Raw genomic sequence first — 19932 nt, forward strand, 5'->3', positions numbered from 1 at the left:
ATGGTATACTAGTAAAATACCTACCTGATCATGAAAAACTAATCTTAGAATAATTTCACCCTAACCAATGAACTCATCCCATAGAACATTTGAAGATTTCTATAAGAAGTTAAGTAAGTCATTTATAAAGCCTGTGTACAAAGAGATGGGCGTCAATGAGGCAATAAACTATTTAAATAAGAAAGGTATACTAGCACAGGTAGTTCCAGATGCAACAGACATAGTTGTTTCTATTTATCATCCTGGATTAGCAATACGAGGCTACATTTTATTTTACGAAAATATAAACTTCCGTTGTCGTAATGTAGATGAGGATCCTGCAGAGTTCATACCATTATATATTCATTTAAAGGTAAGCAATGAGGTTTATAAATCTTGGACTTCATATTTGGTAGATAGCTATGATTATAGTACTCAAAAAAATAGTGTGCTATACGCATCACATAGGGACCACATGGCTACTCTATACTTTGATAAAAGTATAGAGTAGCCATGTGATAAGTTATAAGTATGCGGGTGGTTTTGATCCCCGAAATGTGAAGCTATTATAGTGATAAATAGATATGGCATATCCTTCTTAAACAAGAATTTAGTTCTGTGGTAGATTAATTGATTTTGAAACATAGTGCCTGTCACAGCATTGATAGACGCAATGATACAGACACATCATAATATGCCAACTTATATAGCCATTTCTCATCAAATCAACTTACATCCTAAAACAACAAGTGTTATTGTGAAGCTAAAACAAATTAAAGCTATAGTAGACGCTATAGGAAGAGAGTACCTTGACAATTATGATACTCTTTATATTTCTGAGCTTACTCCTGGTCAGAGAAAGAGATATTCCTTAAAAAAAGCACAGCCTCTGCCTTCAGAGCCAGATGAACTCTCAAATACAAAACTTGAAGTTCGCATATGTACAGACTATGTAAACCCCGGTGACTGTAGCAAAGAAATAGGTATGCCAGGAAGATATATTTTTGATAAGCTTAAGCAGGAAAAAGTATACTTTAAAGGAGTTTATCTAACTACCTCTAAAGGCAAAGGCTATAGTAATGCTATTAAAAGAGTTGTTGATCACTTTGATAGCCCAACTGGTTACGAATGGTTCATAGACGAACCACACTTCGCTACTGTTCTAAATTTCTATGACCTGCCAGAAGCAGTAAGAGAAGAAAAAGTAAAGAAATTTATAAGGCTATACTTTGAATGGGTAACATCTGAGAAAAGAGAGGAAGCTAGTATTTGATACGTATTCGGCCACTACCCTTTAAGCTGTAAAACAAATCTTATGTTTGAGAAAATATCTCCAGAGTTATACGATCAGGTTCAAGAAATCAAAAAATCATCTTTACTATTACCTCCCTATTTAAGCAAGAAGATCATAAGCACAAGAAACCTAGGCGAAGTAGAAGCTTGCCATTTTATGGGCTGGGAATTGGCAACTACTGTTAACCATAAAGGTACAGACGCAAGGAATGCCCAAGGAGACCTTATTTAAATTAAAACCTTTGTTGAAGGAAATAAAACTAAAATGCTCCCTGGTTTTGATCCCTGTGCACCTAAAAACCAAGATGTTGTTATCATTGCGATATCAGTCCTTACCGCAATTTTAGACCTTAAAGAAGTTTTATATTGTCAGGTATCTGACTATGCCGAAAAGCTGGCTTTTGTTGAAGCAGGAAGAGATATGAGAAAGAAATGTCCTTCTAGAACCAAAAGGTATGACCTACAAATAAATGAATTTAGGAGCATCGATAATCTTAAAACATTAACTGTCGACACCATAAAAACTCTTTAAAACTAATCTCCAACAAACTTTAAAATGGGCGGTACATTACTCTCAATCAATATTGATTAAATACTAAATAAGAACTGGGCGTAGGACTTAATAAATGCGAAAGGATTTTATTTTCAAAATAGCTAGTTATTCAGAGTTAGGGATGTCTGCTATAGAATTTCAATTGCAGGATGTTTTATTACGCGTGATCCCTATGGAGAAATAAAACACTTAGTAGACGCCCAATTTAATAAAGGAAATAGCACAATTTACTTATATGATAAATTCTGAATTAAAAGGTAGGTAGTTTTGATAACAACGGTATATTAAATCAAAAACATTTCACATTTAGAGTTAATACTAAGGTAATAATATCAGGAACGATTCGCTATTTATTTATCAGCTTTCATAGTTAGGAAACTTCCCGATGTATTTTTCAATTATATGCAGCTGACTAGGTGTAAACACCCTTCCTTCATATGGGCCTAACTCCTCTAAAAGCTTATCATCATCAAGCCAAGCATTTAGAACTTTCAAGGTAATACCATACATACCGGCAACAGTTTTTTTGTTGAAACGGCGTAATGCTACTTTAGAATACTTTTTCATTATAATTTCTAATCTATACTTTATTCCTGACTTATAACTGCGAGGAAAAATAAAGCACATAATTATACATCGTACGTATGAAGAAAGAACAAAGAAGATGCCTTACACAGACACCTTCTTAAATTATTCTATTGCATAGGCTGAGCAGTTGTACTTTCCTGAACTAACAGGTTATCCAAGAATAACTCATATCCCTTCAATGTTTTAACCACTTCTGTCAATTCAATTACACTGTCATCATTGCCTAGCCAATTTTTCCTTTCAATCACCGCTACAGTCATGTAAGTGCCACTTCCGAAACGCTTAGGCCTAACTATCTCATGCCTCCCATTTTGTTTTGCATGAGCCATGATCTTGGAGTACCACTCATTGCGGGCAACGTTTCTTTTTTCAAACACCTCGCCGATTTTAAAGCATAGATTTCCCTGCTCAATTTGTAAGTAAACGCTGTGCTCTTTCCAATTTTTAAAGTGCCACCAAAGCCCTAGAAACCCACCAGAGGGGTTTGCCACATATCGCCAGCCGTTCACATTTATCTGCGATTGTAGGTACTGGTAAAAACCTTCCCAACTGTTCCAGCTCCAATCATTAATCGGTAAAGTTTCGAAGGAGTTATTGAGCTTTTCCAAAGCGGTTACTCTTTCTTTGAAATCATTGAAGATATCGCTTTTTACCGAACAATGGTCGTTGAAAAATTTCTCAAGTTCTGTCCTTGTAACAACTGCATAGCCTCTCTTTTCAATTTCATCCAACGAAACGATGGCCTCACTCCCTGTCTTTAGGTAGACACAAACTAACTGATAGTTGTTTTTAGCGCACCACTCAGAGGCAAACTTTTTATAAGTTTCTAATTGCTTTGAACTAGCTCCCGTGAATGTCTTATCTTCAATGATGATGAGCACTTCATCATTCACTTTAGCCCAAATATCTATATTATTCCACTGCCTTCCTGCTATGACTTTCATCACATCTTTGCTGTAATCAAGTTGCTTTGAAATCAACAGGCTGACAAAATTTTGGGCCGCTAAGTTGAGTTCATTATCATGGACTAAGTTAGAGTCATCAGCCCATTGCAGCAGCCAGGTAAAAAAGGCGTCCTGAGATAGCTCTTTGGTCGCCACATTAAAAATGTTTGGTTTCATATAATAGTATTTAGTTATGTGTTATTATAAAGCGAATGTCAAATTAGGAATACCAGAGCCAAAAAGACTCCTCTAACTATGTTGCAGCGATTTCTATTTCTCTAAACTTCCCCCGTTAACCAGCTTTAACCTCAGAACACTTCGAAACCAAAGCTTACCATTTTTGTAGCGATGTATCAGCTTTAGAATTTTGGTTTATTGCGTCTCACAACAGAGAAGTTATGCTGATAGGTAAATAAGTTAGTCTTATCTAGCAATGTCCTAGCTTAGTCCATATCACATAACAATATAGTTATGTAGTAATGTATCTGCAAACAAAAATGCAGCATTCTTGATTACTTCGCCATAACTACCTAATTCCCTAGCAACCGCGCTTTTATTCTGAAAAACATATTAATAACTGTATAAACAATTGTTGCAACCACTCTGAATTGAACATTCCTATGTCCATAAGTAAGCACCTTGCTTAATATATTATAATTAATATATATTTAAGCTGTTCAATATTCATCTATACAGATTTCAACTAACCATACATGGAAATAAGCTTAGTGCCGGGCACATTAAATGATGCCTGCGTGAGGCATAGACTTCAAAAGACAATACAGGAGGCAGATGCACTTCGGGGGTGCGTGGCCTTTTGGGTGATAAAACCTGATTATCTGGGCGCAGATTTCACGGACTTGCTTAGTAGGAAAGAATCCTTCTACTGCATCGACATACACTACCCAACTAACATTGACAACATCGATGCTTTTCACAAGTTGGGAGCTAAAAAACTGTTCCTGCATTTGCGCAAGGCCGGCAGAACCAAGGAGGAGCTTAAACTCCCAAAGCACTTGCTGCATGCGAAGATCATGCTGTTTGACCTGCCGGGCGGACAGGCTGAAATTTGGATAGGCAGCCACAACCTCACGAAGCGCGCCCTCAACGGAATCAATCACGAAGCAAGCACAGTGATTAAATGCGCAAAGCACTCTGACTTCTATAACCAAGTGAATGCATATCTAAAAGATATAAAAAAGAACTGTAGTCCTTATGATCCCAAATTGTTAGAGATTTACCGCTCAATTCAGGATGACTGCAATAGAATAGATGATGAAGCCACCTATCTCATCCCAATCATTGGTATAGATACAGAGCAGCTCCGCAAAAAAACCCTCATACTACTGGGTGATGACGTGGACGATTTGCAGAACTTGGGATTAGGCAAGGTAAACCGAAAGATAATTATACAAGCCTTTGACTTGGAAAAAAACGAGAAGAAAAAGATATGGTTAAAAGCCTCCGTATTAAACACGGGCAAAATTGTGAAAAGCAACCCCAGTTCCTACTCCCTGGAGTTTAGCTCCCAGTTTTACGCCATTCGGACGGATAACTTTTTCCCGTTTCACAGCAGTAATTTTAAGCAGATAAAGCCTGAGAACCTAAAGCAATTTGCCTATTGGGCCAGTATTTCGGTAGAGGGACTTCTAAGCGGGGTTAAGCTGAAACACCCCTCTGAACTGAAAGAAAATAGATGGGAATGGGTAGAAGAGGCACAACCCAAGCGCTCAACGCTCAACGCAAATTCAAAAAGTTGGAAAGCTCCTGAGCAGCCAAACGAAAAAACCATTACGTATAAAGCTATTATTCATCCTGACGGCAATCCAAGCGCAGGCCAAGCCAAGGGCATCGTTGATAAACTTAGCCTTAAACATTTAATAAACCTATCTACAGAGGAAAGAGGGCAAATACTTAGTTATTTCATGAAACGAAACGAGCACTTGTTAGTTCATCAAAGTAAGTTACATCCTCCAAGTACGGCCTCTAAAAATGACCTGGCTATTCTAGGCAATAATTTATGCATGTGCCCAGATAAGCTCTCCAGCAAGAAGCTTGGCAGAAGGATGTACCTGGTTAAAACAACAAAAACCAAATGAAACTTCTGGTAACTGCATTCAGCTTTGGCTATGGCAACTATGACCAGTACCCTAAGCCCCACTCTTTTTCCTTATAAGGAATAAAGATGGGGCTGACTCGTTGCAAAGGGGGCAACATCACCGTGTTGCAACTGTTGCAACACGGTGAATGGGTTAATTTTAACTCCCGTTTAAATGATAAACGGAGGATTACATGACGATCGAGGCGAACACCTCTTGCAGGATGTTATCACTCTCGGGATTCACCCACCAAATGCGAGTATCGCCTGCTTTGAGGCGACTAAGCGTGTCCCGCATCATCGCCAACCTACTCTCCCGAGTCCCTCGCTGCAAATTATAGCTTCTCAAGCGCGAGACAAGCCGGAAGTAAAGGATATAGGCCTCCAGGTCCTGCTCAGATATTTTGTGCTCCCGATGGGGAAGAAGGTCTGACTTGAGCGTGTGGTAGTCCAGCACGATGCTGCGTCTTGCCTTCGGGGATGCCTTGAAGAGGCGCTTGCCATCAGGCTTTACCCCATGCCCGGGGAAGTATGTCTCAGTCAGGTTCAGGAACCCGTTTCTCTCAAAAATTGGCGTCAGCGACGCGTCCACATTATATAAACTCATTATAATTAGGGTGTTGATTGTTAATTGTTGAATGATTTGATTGGATATGTGTGCCCTTATGGCGCACGGGCTGTGTTGCAACAAAAGCCGCAGCTGTTGCGCAACAGTTGCAATGCCCCTCGGACAGCAGCGAATATAGCATTAGGGAGGTGTTTGAAGATGGTTATGCCTATGGGAATGCCGCTTAAGCACCTTCTTGACCTCCCTTGCCCGAGTTAAAGTTTCTGAGTATGGCTTTTCCGCCTGGGTGAGCCACGGCACAACGGAGCGCAACGGCGGCGCAACATGCCTGCCGCAATGCTCGGCAACTGTAAGTTCATATGTTTTGGTTTAGTGTTAGACATTAGTGCGAGGTCTCGAACCATTCGAACCCCTCGTACCAGGTTCGAGAGGTTCGAGCGGTTCGAGGCTAGAAGGGCGCCCCCTTATCCTCTGCCTTGCGCAGCCACTTGCGCACCGCCGCCTCCGAGACGCCCAGCTGCGCGGCGATGGCCACGTTGGATTTGCCCTGCCCGCGCAGCTCCAGCGCCTTCCGCACCCGCTCCTCCCGGTCCCCCTCCGTGGGCTGGCGCAGGTGCTCTCGCTCGGTGCCAAGGCCAATGAACTCGAACTGCAGGAAGTTGTGCGGCTTGCTGATCTGGCATATCACCACGTTCTCCGCGCCGTAGCGCTCCTCAGTCTGACGCTGCTTGACCTGCTTGAGGTAGCGCACCTGCGCGTCCTGGGCGCTGGCCCCGATGGCAAAGGAGCTGTCGCAGAAATTGGAGAGCATCTTCGAGCCCTGGATGTCGTTCTTGGTCAGGGGCTTTGCCATGTCCCGCTTTGGCGTGTGGGCCAGCACCAGGATCGAGAGGCCGTATTGCTTCTTGAGCCGCTGCAGGTGCTTCATCAGCGGCAGCGCCCCCTTTGCCTTTTCCGTATCGGTGCCCAGGTAGGTGATGTTGTCGACGATGAGCACCCGGGCCCCGGTTCGCTCTATCTCCCGCTCCATCGAGGCGCACAGGTAGCTCTCAAAGTCGGGATACTCCGGGGGCAAGTCCGCCTCAGGGTTGATCTCGGCACGCAGCAGGTTGTCGCATACCCCTGGGGCAAAGAAATGGTCCCGGTAGTTGTCGGAGTAGCGGGCCTCGAACTGCTTGTCGGTGAGCTCGAAGTCAAAGTAGAGCACCTGCTGGGCCGTAGCCTCCAGTGCGAAGCCCGGCACGCAACGGCCCAGGGCCACGCTCACGGCGATCTGCACGGCCAGGATCGACTTTCCCAGGTTGGTGTCGGCAAACAGGATGCATACCTCCCCCTCGTGCCAGAAGACATCCAAGAGCATCCTGGGGGTGGGCTTAACGCGGGCCTCCTCGCTCCACACACTAGCCGGCTTGACCAGGAAAAGTTCCTCCCGGGGCACCACCTCGGCGAGCCTCTTGGCCAGGAGCGCCATGGACTGCGATGTCTCCCAGGACGCCAGTGAGCCGGCCTCGTAGAACTCGGGCGGGTATTTTCTCTCAATCGGCATGGCAACCCCTCCTTTCCCCCTCAAGCTGGTAAATGCCGATAATGCTTAAGCTAGTTGCACTCTGGGTTTGCGGCAGAGGGGGAGCCTTGCTCCCCCTGTTGCGACAGCTAGGCCGTGTGACTATCTCCCTCATGCCGCCTTCCTCCCCAGCCGCCTGGGCGCCTCCAGCGACTGAAGCACCTCGGTTTTGAACAGGTACACGCGGCGCCCCTTGCGGTGGAATGGGATCTTACCCTGCGCCATCCAGCTGTGCAGCGTGGGTCGGGAAACGCGCAGCAGCGAGCACACCTCCTGGATGGAGATGGGCTCCTCAGCCTCTGGGTTAACAGTGGGTTGTGTCGAGGCACCTTCCCTCAGAAGCTCCGCCGTGCGCTGGGCTACAGCCTCGATGAACTCAGGCGCTGTCTTGTAAATCAGAAGATCGTTCTTCATGTGCTCTTTGTTTTATTGGTTATAGAGCAAATGTAATTACCCCGTTTTTATCGAAATCCTGTTCGGGCGCTTTGGAGACGGTTCGGGCGCGTTAAGGTGTGTTAAGGTGTTTTAAAACAAGTTTTATCCCCCAAATTTAGGATTGTGAATTAGTGTAAAGCTGTATTATATTTACCCTCACCCGATGGAAAGGAAAAGATTACCCAAAGAGCAAATCGCCGCAATACTCAAGGAGCTTGAAGGCGGCAAAAGTGTGGCTGAGATAAGCCGCGAGCATGGCGTCAGTCAGTCGGCTGTTTACAGTTGGCAGAGACAGGGCACTGCCAACTCCCTCATGCATAGGGAGGGGGTTCATGAGCTGAAGCGGGAAATTCTGAAACTCAAAGCGAAGAACGCTCAGCTAGCACAGGAACTGGAGCTAGCCAAGGAGATCATTGCAAAAAAGCCTTAAAGCCCTGCCAGAAAAAGGCCATGGCACAGGAGCTGTGCCGAGACGGAAAAATCAGCATCAGCAGGGCGTGCAGCATAGTGGGATTGCATAAATCCGTTTTCCATTATACTTCCAAAAAGGAAGACACAGCAGTGAAAGACGCTCTTCAGGAGACAGTTAGCAGGTTTCCCATGGATGGCTTTTGGGGCATCTATAAACGCCTGCGGATCGAGGGCCACCCATGGAACCACAAGAAAGTCTATCGCGTCTACAAGGCGCTGGGGCTGGAGATCACGGGAAAGGCCAAGGGCAGAGGCGTGCTTCGCAGACAGGATTTGGGCATGCTTCCCCTAAGGCTGAACGACACCTGGACGGTTGACTTCGGACGAGGCTATGTGAGGGGCCAACCCCATTTCCGCTCCTTCCACATCATGGATGCGTGCAGCCGCGAAGCGCTTCATATGGAGGTGTGTTTTCAGTTAAGCAGTGAAAGCGTAACGGGCATCCTCGAGAGCCTGATGAAAGACAGGGGAAAGCCCCACTTGATTGAGATTACGCTTGACCAAGAAATAAAAGTACCACATGTGAAGGCATGGGGAGTTAACAATCAAGTAAAAGTTCTGCTTACACAGGGGGGAGAAGAGACGCAGGCCTCATTCATTGAAAACCTTCATGCCCCTTACAAGCGCGATATTCTGGATCATATGTATGCCCTCAGTATCAAAGAGGCACATGATATAACCCAGCAATGGCTCAAGGCATACAACCTCACTCCTCAGAAAACACTAGGGGGAATATCTCCTGAAAATAGAAGACAAGAACTAGAGGATATGTGTTGATTTATGTCTTAACCAGATAGGTGTTAGATATCTCTTTTGTTCCATTTGTTTGAGCTAACCCCACACCCGCTCCATCTCCAGTTCCTTGATGTTGTCAGTGATCTTGATGTACTTTTTGAAGGTCTGGTAATTGGTGTGGCCGGAGACTTTCATCACCACCTCTGCCCGCATGCCCCCCTCCAGCGAGAGGGTGATGAACGTCCTGCGTGCCGTGTGCATGGTGATGAACTCGAACTTGGGTTTTGTGTCCACCAGGCGCTCCCCTCCCCTACGAGTGGTCATGCTCGTCGGCTCGTCGATGCCCACCAGTTCCCCCAGCTCCTTTAGGTAGTCGTTGGTCTTCTGGTTGGAGAGCACCGGCAACGGCAGCGGCTCCTCTTTGTATTTCTCCAGTATCGCAAGTGCCCTGGGGGAGAGCGGGACGCTGTTGGCGCTGTCGGTCTTCACCTGGCGCAGCACCCATCTGCTGCCCTTGATGTCGGGGCGGCGCAGGGCGGCCACGTCTGAGTAGCGCTGCCCCGTGGCGCAGGCGAAGCAGAACACGTCTCTGACCCTGTCCAGTCGCGGGTGCTTGGACAAGTCAGCGTCACACAGCTTGTCCAGCTCTGCTCTTGTGAGGTAGATGATGTCCACGTCCTTCTGCGGGGCCCTGAACTTCCTAAAGGCCAGGCTCTTGTGGTAGCCCCTCTCCAACGCCCAGCCCAGGAAGGCCTTCAATGTGGCGAAGGTCTTCCAGACGGTGTTGTCCCTGTGCCTTAAGTCCGTCACCAGGTAGTCGCGCAGGTCCTCAAAGAAGCGCAGGTCCATGCCCTGGAAGGAGAGCACGTAGCCCGTCTTCCCGCTGAAGCTGAGCAGGTGGTTCAGGATGCCGCGGTACTTTAGCAGCGTGGAGTGGCTGCGGTGGGCGCCGTGCACTCGGATGTACTCCTCGAAGCACTCGACAAAGCCCTGCTCCTCCTCCGGCTCGGATGGGAAAAGCACGGCGAGAATGTCCTGCTTGAAGTCCATGAAGCGGAACGAGGGGTTCTCCTCCATGCGCCTGTTGTAGGCCTTTCGTACCTTGCCCCTCACCTCCTCGAGGCTGTCGTTGAGCTCGGGGGCTCCCCTGTAGTTGCCCTTCACATGGTTGCCCTGCCGGTTGGGCTTGGTGTTCCAGTAGGCGGGGTGAATCTGCCTGCCGGTCTTCACCTTGATGGTCTGCTTGCCTAGGCGGGCGAAGAGGTAGATGGAGGTTTCGGCATCGAGGCTAGGCTTGTCGAGGTAGTAGTTGAGGGTCATGGATTGTCTTTGCTTAGAGTTTAAACACCGAGTATGGCAAAGATACGGATTGTCCGGAAATGCGGACACATTTCGGACACTAATATTTAATTTAACCTATTTTCCCTAAAACCAGCTTTACAAATAACCCAGTTAAAACAAGCCTAAAGGCCTATTAAGAGTAAATTTCAGATTAATTGAATATAGTTAATACTATATCGTTTTAGTCCCCTACGGGCTACTGAAAGGGAAAAGTGATTTTTTGATCGCTTTTCCCTTTTTCTTTTTCCCCCAAAAACCGCTGTATCTCGCTGGAAAGGGCGAATAAGCCGTTCAGCCGCGGGGTTCGATGAACCTCATTTTCTCGCTCATACCACACCCCTTCTGGAAACACCATCGCCTGCAGCGCCTTCCTGCCCTGCACATCCGCGTTAGATCATTACTGTGAGACACTTACTTCCATTTTCAGACCATTTTCCAGCAGCACTTTGTGGTTCGATAAAAGACCGGAGAGTTTTCCCAGATTCACCTCAGTTTCCCGCATCTAGGCCTTAAATTCTGCGATGAACTTTTGGAAGAGCTCCCACTCTATTTCCCCGTAGGCGTACCTCCGCTCGCACTTCTTTTTGAGTTCCTTCAACTTTTTTTGCAGCCGTTTCCCCTCTCCCTTAGTCTCCTAATTAAGCTGATGGCAGGTCTCCTCCATGATTTCGGCCAATTTGGGAAGGTAGTGCGGGCCACCTCCAGCTCGCTTAGAAACCACTCGTAGAGGCCGTGCAGTTTCTCGGCGTTGCGGTTGAGCTTGCAGCCCTTGGCCTTAAGGCGAAAAAAAAGCGCGATGAGCTTGCCTGTCTTGTTGGGCCTGAGCACCGCCTCCCCGTTCACCCGGAGCGGCAGGCCGGGGTTGCCTGGATCGGATTTGCTCAAGAGTTGTTACTTGTAAATCATCATACCAGTCTATACCGCCTTTGCAATAGGCAGCCATAGTAAGCGGCCCTTCCCTCAAAAGTGGCATTGGCAATGTACCACAACTTGAACTGAGATAAGCAGGTATAGAAATAGAAAAAGAGTCCTGGAATTACCCAGGGACTCTTTTTGGCTTATTGCGCTAATGTTTACTTCGCAGACGAACTCCCTACCGGGTTGCCGTTCAGGTCGAGCTCCACTACTTCGTAAGGCAGGTTTTGCAACTTAGCAAGCACTGCTTTCTTGTCGCCCACCACCACGATATGCATGTTCTGCACCGGCAGGTTTTCAGCTGCCAGGGCGTCAATGTCCTTTTTGGTGAGGTTGTTCAGAATCTCAGTCTGCTGCTTCACATAGTCCTTCTTCAGGTCATAATCGATGATGCGACCCAGGAAACCGGCTTTCTGGCCCGGCGTTTCATACTTGCGGGCATCGGCCTGGCCCACTGAGCTCTTCATGAACTTCACCTCGTCCTCGGTTATACCTGTCTGGCTAAAGGCTGTGAGCTCTTTCATGAACTCCACCACCGACTCCGCAGAAGCATCGGCGCGCACACCGGCAGAAGCCGTGAACGGACCGGCGTAGTCGCTGCCGCTAAAGCCGGAGCGGGCACCGTAGGTATAGCCTTTGTCCTCGCGCAGGTTCAGGTTGATACGGCTGTTAAAGGCGCCACCAAGCACATAGTTCATCAGGCCAAGTTTGTAAAACTGTCCTGTCGCGTCAAACGGCAGGGCTACATACCCAATCCGGATCTCTGACTGCGCGGCATCGGGCTTATCGACAAAGTAAATGCGCGTTTTCTCGATGGCTGGCGCCTTAGCGTCCGCAAGCAGTTGCACGTCTTTCTTCTTCCAGTTTTTCAGGAACTTCAGCTTGCCCAATATCTCCTTCTCGGTTATGTAGCCTACCACCACCAGGTTGGCCACAGATGGAGAGTAGTTTCTGGAGTAGAACTGCTTCACGTCTTCCAGCGAGATGTTTTCCACTGTCTCTGCGGTGCCGGATGCTGGCATTGCCCCGATGCTTCCCTCGCCGTAAAGCAGTTTGCTGTATACCTGGTTGGCGATGGCCGTGGGCTGCGTGGCCTGGTTGGCTATACCCTCCAGCTGCTGCTTCTTCAAACGGTCAAAGTCATCCTGGTTAAACTTCGGCCGGAAGAGTTTCTCCTCCACCAGCGCCAAAGTCTTGTCGAGGTTCTTTTTAAGCGATTGCACCGACACGACGGTTTCATCGGTGCCGGAGTACACGCGGATAGCGCTACCCAGTTTGTCCAGCTCGTTGCTGAACTCCTCGGAGGTATAGTTTTCGGTGTCCTCGTTCAGCATAGCCGCTGTGATCGAGCTGATGCCCGCCTTGCTCATATCACTGGCCGAGAGGCGGTGGCCGCCTTTGATGGTTAACTGCATGGTTACCGTCGGGATCTCATCAGACTTGGTGCCGATCACCTTCAGGCCATTCTTAAACTTCTTGGTATAATAGGCTGGCACCTGCACCACCGGGTTTGCCCCAATCTCCGGCCGCTTGGTACGGTCGAACGTGTCGATGGCCTTGGTGTACTTCAGGTTGCCATAGGTATCTGCACTGGCTCCATACCCCTCCTTCGAGATGGTGTAATTATCTGCCCTGGCCACCATGTCCTGCTTGCCTTTTGGCACCACGCTCAGGATCACGGCGTGCTTGCCTTTGATGTACTGGTTGTATACCCGCATCACATCCTCTTTCGTCACGCTGTTAATGCGCTTCAGCTCTTCCTGGATGTAGTTCGGGTTGTTACGGAACGTCTCATAAGACGCAAGCTGCGACACTTTCCCGCTTACGCTGGCCATTCGGTTGATCAGGTTGCTCTCGGCGGACGCCTTGAAGCGTGTCAGGTCGTCTTCGGTGATACCCCGCTGCTCAAACTCAGCAACAGAGCTGCGCACCAACGTTTCCATATCCGCCAGGTTAGCAGTCGGGTACGTCATGATGGTGATGGCAAACTCGCCGGCCAACTCAGAACTGGAGTTATAGGTAGAGGCCGACAGCGCTTTCTGTGCCTTTACGAAGTTCTTGTAAAAAATCGAGTTCTTGCCCTGCCCAAGTACTTCTGCCAGCACATCCAGCGCCGGCTCGTCTTTGTGCCCTGTTTCTGGGGCGGCATAGGTCATGCGCAGCATCGGAAAACGCACGTTGTCCTCATAGGAAACATAACGGTCTTTGTCGAGCTTGGCCAGTTTAGGGGCCATGTTTCGCACCTCCGGTCCAGCCGGAATCGAGCCAAAGTACTTCTCCACCAGCTGTACTACTTCCTCGGGCTTCACGTCACCACCCACCGTAACGGTGGCGTTGTTCGGGCCATACCAGCGCAGGAAGAAGTTTTTCAGGTCATTCACGTTTACCCGGTTCAAATCTTCCAGGTAACCGATGGTCATCCAGGAGTATGGGTGGCCGTAAGGGTATAGGTTTTTCGAGGTAATCTCTGATACCAGGCCATAGGGGCGGTTGTCGTAGTTCTGGCCACGCTCGTTTTTCACGGTTTCGCGCTGTACCTCAAATTTCTTCTGTGTTACGGCATCCAGCAAAAAGCCCATGCGGTCTGCCTCCAGCCAGAGGGCCGTAGCCAATTGGTTGCTCGGCACCGTCTCGAAGTAGTTGGTTCTATCGCGGTTGGTGGTGCCGTTCAGCGTTCCGCCCGACTCCGACACGATTTTGAAATGCTCCTCGTCGGCCACGTTATCGGAGCCCTGGAACATCATGTGCTCAAAGAAGTGGGCAAAACCCGACTTGCCTACCTCCTCGCGGGCAGAACCCACATGGTACGTCACATCCACGTGCACCACCGGGTCAGAGTGGTCTTCGTGCACGATCAGGGTCAGGCCGTTTGCCAGCTTATATTTGGCGTAAGGTATCACGAGCTCGCTCCCTTGCTTTGTTACCTTCTCAACTAATTTTGTCTGAGCCTCTGCCGCGCTAATTACGCTTGCCGTCAGCACCATGCTCAAACCTATTTGCTTTATCATGTTTTGTGGATCAGTAAATTAAAACGTAAACAAGATAGCGGATGCGGGCATATTTCGAAAATAATATAGACCAAACCCTGTTATCTATCTATAAAATGGCTGCAACAGAAAATAGCATAGGCCCGGTTTGCTTTCCCGATAAAAAGACTCAACATATCGCTGCATCTTTCGTGCTTCCCTGCCAGGCATAAATAAAAATAGGCGCTTGTGGCTGCCGGATGGGATGGAATTGCTTAACTTATAGCACACTATGAAAGCGATCGGCTATGGACGAGATAAAAAAAGAAGACATCAAACAGGAAGTATTTGACCTCTATGATGATTATGCGCACAACAGAGTAGAGCGGCGCGAGTTTATCCAAAAGCTGTCTGTTTATGCCGTAGGGGGTTTAACGGTGGCCTCCCTCATGAGTTTCCTGATGCCCGATTACAAGGGTGGCGTTCAGGTGAAAGCGGATGATCCGCGCCTGAAGTCATCGTATATTACCTATACCTCGCCAAAAGGGGGCGGCACCATGAAAGGTTTGCTGTCGATGCCTGCAAATGCCAGCAAGAAGCTGGGTGGCATTGTGGTGGTGCATGAAAACAGGGGCCTGAACCCGCACATCGAAGATGTGGCCAGAAGGGCTGCCCTGGCAGGCTTTATAACCCTCGCACCCGATGCCCTAACTCCGCTGGGCGGCTACCCCGGCAACGACGACGATGGCCGGGCTATGCAGAGCAAACGCGATCGGGATGACATGCTGGAAGACTTTATAGCTGCTTTTGATTATCTGAAAGACCACAAAGATTGCAATGGCCAGGTAGGCGTGGTGGGCTTTTGCTTTGGCGGCTGGGTTGCCAACATGATGGCCGTGCGCCTGCCCAGTTTGGCAGCTGCTGTTCCTTTTTACGGCGGACAACCGGCTACCGAAGACGTGGCCAGGATACAGGCTCCCCTCCTGCTGCACTATGCCGAACTGGATACGCGCGTGAATGAAGGTTGGCCAGCCTATGAAGCTGCGCTGAAAAAGCACGACAAATCCTATCAGGCGTACATGTATGCCAGCGCCAACCACGGTTTCCATAATGACACCACCCCCCGCTACGACAAGGCAGCAGCAGCGCTCGCCTGGAACCGCACCATCGATTTCTTCCAGGAAAAGCTATCGTCCTGATTTGATTGATCTGACAGGCATCAGCCACCATTCAGCCGGTGTTAAGATTTGCAGGATATTAACTTGAGCGTCTGCTTAAGTTACATACTACCCTGGCTTCGGAAGAAATAAATCCAGCTCTAAGTTAAAAGTTTTTTACCTGGGCTGAGCGTCATTCTACAAGGGAGCAGGCTAATCAGGCTGTTGAATCAACCAGTATTCAGAGCACAGGCGCCTTGGTCATCCTGTTGAAAAAGAAGCCGCTATGTCTGCCAGGAAGCAGGAACCGATAGCCCTGCCAGCATTCGTTTAAAATAAAGCAAGGATGCTGTAAGTGGTGTTGCCTTTTACGTACTTTGCCGCATGAAGCGCTCGAAAACAAACCGCCTCCCGATCCAGGATTTGCTGAACCAAAAGGCACTGACCATCATGCCGCTGGAGACATTTGTGAACGAGCTGTCGGAGGTACCCCACAGCCACGACGCCTACATGATTATGTATGTGCAGGAAACAAAGGGAGGTGCTCACCTGATCGATTTCCAGCACTACCCCCTGCAGGCCGACCGGGTGTTTCTGTTGCGGCCAGGGCAGGCCCATCAACGGGAGTCCCGCCAGGAAAAAGGGGTGCTGGTGTCTTTTTCTGAACGTTTTCTGCAGGAAACAGGCATCCGCTCCCACGACGCGTTTATCATTTTCAGCTCCGTATACCAGCACCCCTACCTCGACCTGCCAGCAAAACTAAAGCTCATTTTTGAGGAGTTGATCAGCCTGATGATCAAGGAGCTGCAAGAGCCTGACCCGGAAATGGCTATTCTCTCCCGCTACCTGTATATTTTGCTGCAGTACCTGCTCCGGGAATGCCAGGTGCAACTAGGTAAAATAACGCCTGCACGACACTCGGAGCGCCTGTTCCGCCTGAGCAGCCTGATAGAAGAGCACTACCACGAGCACCGCAGCATCGCCTTTTATGCCAGTGCCCTCGACATCACGCCCAAGCACCTGAACAGCCTCTGCCGCCAGTACCTGCAAACCACTGTAGCCAACATGCAGCACGAGCGGCTGTTAGTTGAAAGCAAGCGCCTGTTGCTCTTCAGCAGCCTGTCAGTAAAGGAGATCGCTTACCAGCTTGGCTTTGAGGATGTGTCTTACTTTATCCGGTTCTTCAAGCGCCTCACCAGCCTGACACCTACCCAAATGCGAAGCAGTGGTGCTGAAAGTACCGTTCCTGCCGCTCAAAATCCTACTAGTTAGGGAGCCCGCCGCTGTAGTTTTGCAGAAACGTTCTGATGATGCAACCAAACAGCCATACGAAAGCAATCTTGTTAGGCACCGTAGCCTGCGCTTTTTTCAGCTCCACATACATCCTGAACAGCTTTTTGGCTGCCAAGGGCGGGCACTGGGCCTGGACAGCGGGCTTGCGCACCTTTTTCCTGGTGATTTTACTCTCGCTGCTGCTCGCCGCCAAAGGGCAGCTAGGCCATTTGTTACGGGTCATGAGGCAGCATATTTGGGTATGGCTGTTCTGGGGAAGCGTGGCCTTTGGCCTCAACTTCTACCTATTGACTTATGCGGCATCGTTTGGGCCGGGCTGGCTGGTGGCCGGCGTGTTTCAGTTCACTATTGTGGCCGGAATTCTGCTTTCGCCTTTCTTGTATAAAGATCATCGCGCCAAAATACCCCTCAAAGCGCTGCTGCTTTCCATCCTCATCATCGTTGGAATTGCCTGTATGCAGTGGAGCCAGAAAGATGGCGCCTATACCCTGCAACAACTGTGGACCTGCATCGGCCTTGTATTGCTTGTGGCCTTTACCTGGCCGCTTGCCAACAGAAAACTCCTGCTGCATGTAGAGGAAAGCAGGTTGCACTTAAGCGCGATCCAACGGGTAGCGGGCACTGCTATTGGCTGTATTCCAGCGCAGCTGCTCCTGATGGGGTATGGCTACGCACAGGCAGGCCTTCCGGGGCAGGAGCAATTGCTGGCGGTATGCATCATTTCACTGAGTTCGGGTGTAGTGGGCAGCATTCTGTTCTTCAAAGCCATGCACCTGGCTCGACTGGACGCTTCGTCGCTGGCGGCTGTGGAGGCTACGCAGGCAGTAGAAATCCTGTTTACGGTTATCGGGGAAGCTTTGCTCCTGGGCATTGCCTGGCCAAACGGGCTCGGCAACATCGGTATGCTGATCATCATCAGCGGGCTGGTACTCTATAGCCTAGCCAGCCGGCAAAAAGTGCTGCATACGCCTGGGCCAGGACTGGTATAAACTAACTTTGCCAGTCATTTAAGCCCTGGTGGCTTTGCTTGACGAGAGGCCTTGCCTTCTGTACCGCGCACAATCGCTCCGGCTACACCAGAGATGTGCACAAAGCCAGGTTACACTTTTTACACCGATACTGCCGGCGACGGAAGCCACAAATCCATGCAATTAGCTTTTGTCTTCCGTCGCCGGAAAAGTAAGCCCAAAGCGTTCGCAGAGTTTTGGCACACTAGCCAGTTCCATCTCCAGGGCATATTTCTCGTTTATTTCTGCCAGCCGTTTCATATCTCCCCATACAGCAGAAATTTCCCGAAAGTAGTTTTCAAAGCCCGCCGGGGAGATAATCTCAATGATGGTACAAGGTGTGTCACCGGCGTTCCAGAAGGTGTGCCATTGGCCGCGTGGCTTTAGTACCCAGGTGCCAGGCTCGGCGGTCACGACGTCGTCGCCCAGCAATGCCCCCAGTTTGCCCTCCAACACATAAGAATACTCATCCTCTCTGTGGTGGTAGTGTAGCGGAGCGGCCAGTGCATGAGGCGCAAGCGGATGATGCACCACCGAAAAGCGCCCTTTAGAGTCTGCTCCTTCCAATTTCCAGTGCACACCCAGGCCACCGAAATCAAACGTGTCTCCTTGCTCCGCTGTAATCGCTGTTTTCTTTTTCATCTCCATCGTGAAGAAATTCATAAGTGAAAGGCCACTAAATATTTGTATACAAGCATCTTATAACAATATTTCATTAATAAATGATACGGAATGAAGCAAGAAGTTGACTCAGTTTGCGATGTATAAAACTTTTCTAATGATATACCCACCCCTACCCCTCCGAGCAGGGGAATTTCTTTAAGTGTAATCTATCCTACTCTCGGGAGCAGGGCCGTTTTATCTTACGTTTTGATGGCGACCAGAAAGCTTTCGGGGTGTCTAAATAATGATGTTGGGTTTGTTAATCGACTGGGCCAGAGGCGCAACTATACCTCACACGCGCGGGACGCGTGCGAAGGCAATTTTAAAATGAAACGGCCCTACTCCTCGGAGGGGTTAGGGGTGGGTTTTCGCCACATAACTTGCATACCTACCAAACAACCGACAGCGCGTTAAATGATACCGTTGCGGCAGAAACCAATATCAGGAAAGCGCTTGCGGAGGCGGGCTGCCAGTGGGCTTAGAACGGTCTGTCGGGAGCGGCACAAATTCCAGGTTGTCGGTTGGGGGAAGCAGGATTTTGCCCTCTTTCCAGTCAGCTTTGGCTTGCTCGATGCGGTCTTTACGGGAAGAGACAAAATTCCACCAGATGAACCTTTCTCCCAGCGGTTCGCCTCCAAGCAGCATCAAGGTAGTAGGCTCCTTCGCAAAAATTATGGGGTCAGCACCTTTGTTGAAGACGAGCATCTGCCCTGCCGCATAGGTTCTCCCGGAAACCTCCACGCTGCCTTTGGCTATATAAATGCCCCGTTCCGAGTGCTCCCTGGGCAAGCCAAAATGGGCTCCGCTTTGCAGCACAACATGCAGGTAAAACAATGGCGAATGGGTTTTAACCTGGCTTTGCAAGCCAAAGGCATTCCCGGCAATCAGCCGCATCCATACCCCCTTCTCCGTAAAAATGGGCAGCTGCCCGGGTTTATAGTTATGAAAAGCAGGGGCATCTTCCTCGTCTTTTTCCGGTAGCGCCACCCAGGTTTGTATCATCTCCAGTTCGCCGCCTGCCAGGGCCGCCGGGTCTTCAAAACGCTCGGAGTGTGCGATACCGCTTCCGGCGGTCATCCAGTTCACCTCCCCTGGCCGGATGATCTGCTCCACACCCAGGCTGTCGCGATGCGTTACCTGCCCCCCGAACAGATAGCTTACCGTGGACAGGCCGATGTGCGGATGCGGCAGCACGTCCATGGCATGGGTGGCCTGGGGCTGCATATGCACCGGGCCTGCGTGGTCCATGAAAATAAAAGGCCCCACCATCCGGCGCAACCTGAACGGGAGAATCCGACGCACATCCATTCCAGGCCCGATGGAGGCCTTTCGTGCTTCTATCACAATATCTAGCATAACATT

Annotated in this window: 19 protein-coding genes; 9 read left to right on the top strand and 10 right to left on the bottom strand. The window is 49.2% G+C overall.

All coding sequences use genetic code 11. The annotated features are described in order from the left end of the window. Positions 1 to 67: 67 nt before the first annotated feature. The 3 genes from ACXYMU_RS09595 to ACXYMU_RS09605 all read left to right on the top strand — a co-directional run bounded on the left by ACXYMU_RS09595 (position 68) and on the right by ACXYMU_RS09605 (position 1504). Positions 68 to 490, top strand: coding sequence for a hypothetical protein (locus ACXYMU_RS09595; protein ID WP_458986161.1), 423 nt, complete (start codon positions 68 to 70; stop codon positions 488 to 490). 183 nt (positions 491 to 673) lie between these two features. Continuing rightward, positions 674 to 1252, top strand: a complete 579-nt coding sequence (locus ACXYMU_RS09600; RefSeq protein ID WP_458986162.1) for a hypothetical protein — start codon at positions 674 to 676, stop codon at positions 1250 to 1252. Positions 1253 to 1294: 42 nt separating this feature from the next. Continuing rightward, entirely contained in the window at positions 1295 to 1504 is a 210-nt protein-coding gene (locus tag ACXYMU_RS09605) for a hypothetical protein (RefSeq protein ID WP_458986163.1), read from the top strand. Between the two features lie 678 nt (positions 1505 to 2182). Here the strand turns inward: ACXYMU_RS09605 and ACXYMU_RS09610 are convergent. Continuing rightward, complete coding sequence (locus tag ACXYMU_RS09610; RefSeq protein WP_458986164.1) at positions 2183 to 2392, bottom strand: hypothetical protein; 210 nt, start codon at positions 2390 to 2392, stop codon at positions 2183 to 2185. 128 nt (positions 2393 to 2520) lie between these two features. Further along, positions 2521 to 3534 (bottom strand): PD-(D/E)XK nuclease family protein, encoded by a 1014-nt coding sequence (locus ACXYMU_RS09615; protein WP_458986165.1) that lies wholly within the window; start codon positions 3532 to 3534, stop codon positions 2521 to 2523. A gap of 536 nt (positions 3535 to 4070) precedes the next feature. Between ACXYMU_RS09615 and ACXYMU_RS09620 the strand changes: the two genes are divergently transcribed. Next, positions 4071 to 5456, top strand: a complete 1386-nt coding sequence (locus tag ACXYMU_RS09620) for a phospholipase D family protein (protein WP_458986166.1) — start codon at positions 4071 to 4073, stop codon at positions 5454 to 5456. 189 nt (positions 5457 to 5645) lie between these two features. Here ACXYMU_RS09620 and ACXYMU_RS09625 read toward each other — a convergent pair whose 3' ends face one another. The 3 genes from ACXYMU_RS09625 to ACXYMU_RS09635 all read right to left on the bottom strand — a co-directional run bounded on the left by ACXYMU_RS09625 (position 5646) and on the right by ACXYMU_RS09635 (position 8001). Beyond that, positions 5646 to 6062: a hypothetical protein gene (locus tag ACXYMU_RS09625; RefSeq protein WP_458986167.1), complete on the bottom strand. Its 417-nt coding sequence runs from the start codon at positions 6060 to 6062 to the stop codon at positions 5646 to 5648. 409 nt (positions 6063 to 6471) lie between these two features. Then, positions 6472 to 7569, bottom strand: coding sequence for an AAA family ATPase (locus tag ACXYMU_RS09630; protein ID WP_458986168.1), 1098 nt, complete (start codon positions 7567 to 7569; stop codon positions 6472 to 6474). A gap of 129 nt (positions 7570 to 7698) precedes the next feature. After that, complete coding sequence (locus ACXYMU_RS09635) at positions 7699 to 8001, bottom strand: helix-turn-helix domain-containing protein (RefSeq protein ID WP_458986169.1); 303 nt, start codon at positions 7999 to 8001, stop codon at positions 7699 to 7701. 184 nt (positions 8002 to 8185) lie between these two features. On the opposite strand from ACXYMU_RS09635, the gene ACXYMU_RS09640 reads away from it, so the two are divergent. Beyond that, a complete protein-coding gene (locus tag ACXYMU_RS09640) occupies positions 8186 to 8452 on the top strand; it encodes a transposase (RefSeq protein ID WP_458986170.1) in 267 nt (88 codons plus the stop codon). A gap of 83 nt (positions 8453 to 8535) precedes the next feature. Continuing rightward, the gene (locus ACXYMU_RS09645) at positions 8536 to 9270 is read left to right on the top strand and encodes a transposase family protein (protein ID WP_458986171.1); all 735 of its coding nucleotides are present in this window, start codon (positions 8536 to 8538) and stop codon (positions 9268 to 9270) included. 54 nt (positions 9271 to 9324) lie between these two features. On the opposite strand, the gene ACXYMU_RS09650 is transcribed toward ACXYMU_RS09645, so the two are convergent. The 3 genes from ACXYMU_RS09650 to ACXYMU_RS09660 form a co-directional block, all read right to left on the bottom strand. Continuing rightward, positions 9325 to 10251, bottom strand: a complete 927-nt coding sequence (locus tag ACXYMU_RS09650) for a site-specific integrase (protein WP_458986172.1) — start codon at positions 10249 to 10251, stop codon at positions 9325 to 9327. A 912-nt stretch (positions 10252 to 11163) separates the two neighbouring features. Next, entirely contained in the window at positions 11164 to 11454 is a 291-nt protein-coding gene (locus ACXYMU_RS09655; protein WP_458986173.1) for a hypothetical protein, read from the bottom strand. Between the two features lie 188 nt (positions 11455 to 11642). Then, the gene (locus tag ACXYMU_RS09660; RefSeq protein WP_458986174.1) at positions 11643 to 14492 is read right to left on the bottom strand and encodes a M16 family metallopeptidase; all 2850 of its coding nucleotides are present in this window, start codon (positions 14490 to 14492) and stop codon (positions 11643 to 11645) included. A 266-nt stretch (positions 14493 to 14758) separates the two neighbouring features. Between ACXYMU_RS09660 and ACXYMU_RS09665 the strand changes: the two genes are divergently transcribed. The 3 genes from ACXYMU_RS09665 to ACXYMU_RS09675 all read left to right on the top strand — a co-directional run bounded on the left by ACXYMU_RS09665 (position 14759) and on the right by ACXYMU_RS09675 (position 17889). Next, entirely contained in the window at positions 14759 to 15649 is an 891-nt protein-coding gene (locus ACXYMU_RS09665) for a dienelactone hydrolase family protein (RefSeq protein WP_458986175.1), read from the top strand. Between the two features lie 342 nt (positions 15650 to 15991). After that, positions 15992 to 16879: a helix-turn-helix domain-containing protein gene (locus ACXYMU_RS09670; protein WP_458986176.1), complete on the top strand. Its 888-nt coding sequence runs from the start codon at positions 15992 to 15994 to the stop codon at positions 16877 to 16879. A 35-nt stretch (positions 16880 to 16914) separates the two neighbouring features. Then, on the top strand, positions 16915 to 17889 hold the full coding sequence (locus ACXYMU_RS09675) for a multidrug resistance efflux transporter family protein (protein ID WP_458986177.1): 975 nt from the start codon (positions 16915 to 16917) through the stop codon (positions 17887 to 17889). A gap of 162 nt (positions 17890 to 18051) precedes the next feature. On the opposite strand, the gene ACXYMU_RS09680 is transcribed toward ACXYMU_RS09675, so the two are convergent. Both ACXYMU_RS09680 and ACXYMU_RS09685 read right to left on the bottom strand, forming a co-directional pair. Then, positions 18052 to 18570: a cupin domain-containing protein gene (locus tag ACXYMU_RS09680; RefSeq protein WP_458986178.1), complete on the bottom strand. Its 519-nt coding sequence runs from the start codon at positions 18568 to 18570 to the stop codon at positions 18052 to 18054. Positions 18571 to 19011: 441 nt separating this feature from the next. Next, a complete protein-coding gene (locus ACXYMU_RS09685; RefSeq protein WP_458986179.1) occupies positions 19012 to 19926 on the bottom strand; it encodes a pirin family protein in 915 nt (304 codons plus the stop codon). Positions 19927 to 19932: the final 6 nt, after the last annotated feature.

Source organism: Pontibacter sp. CAU 1760, from assembly GCF_054482735.1.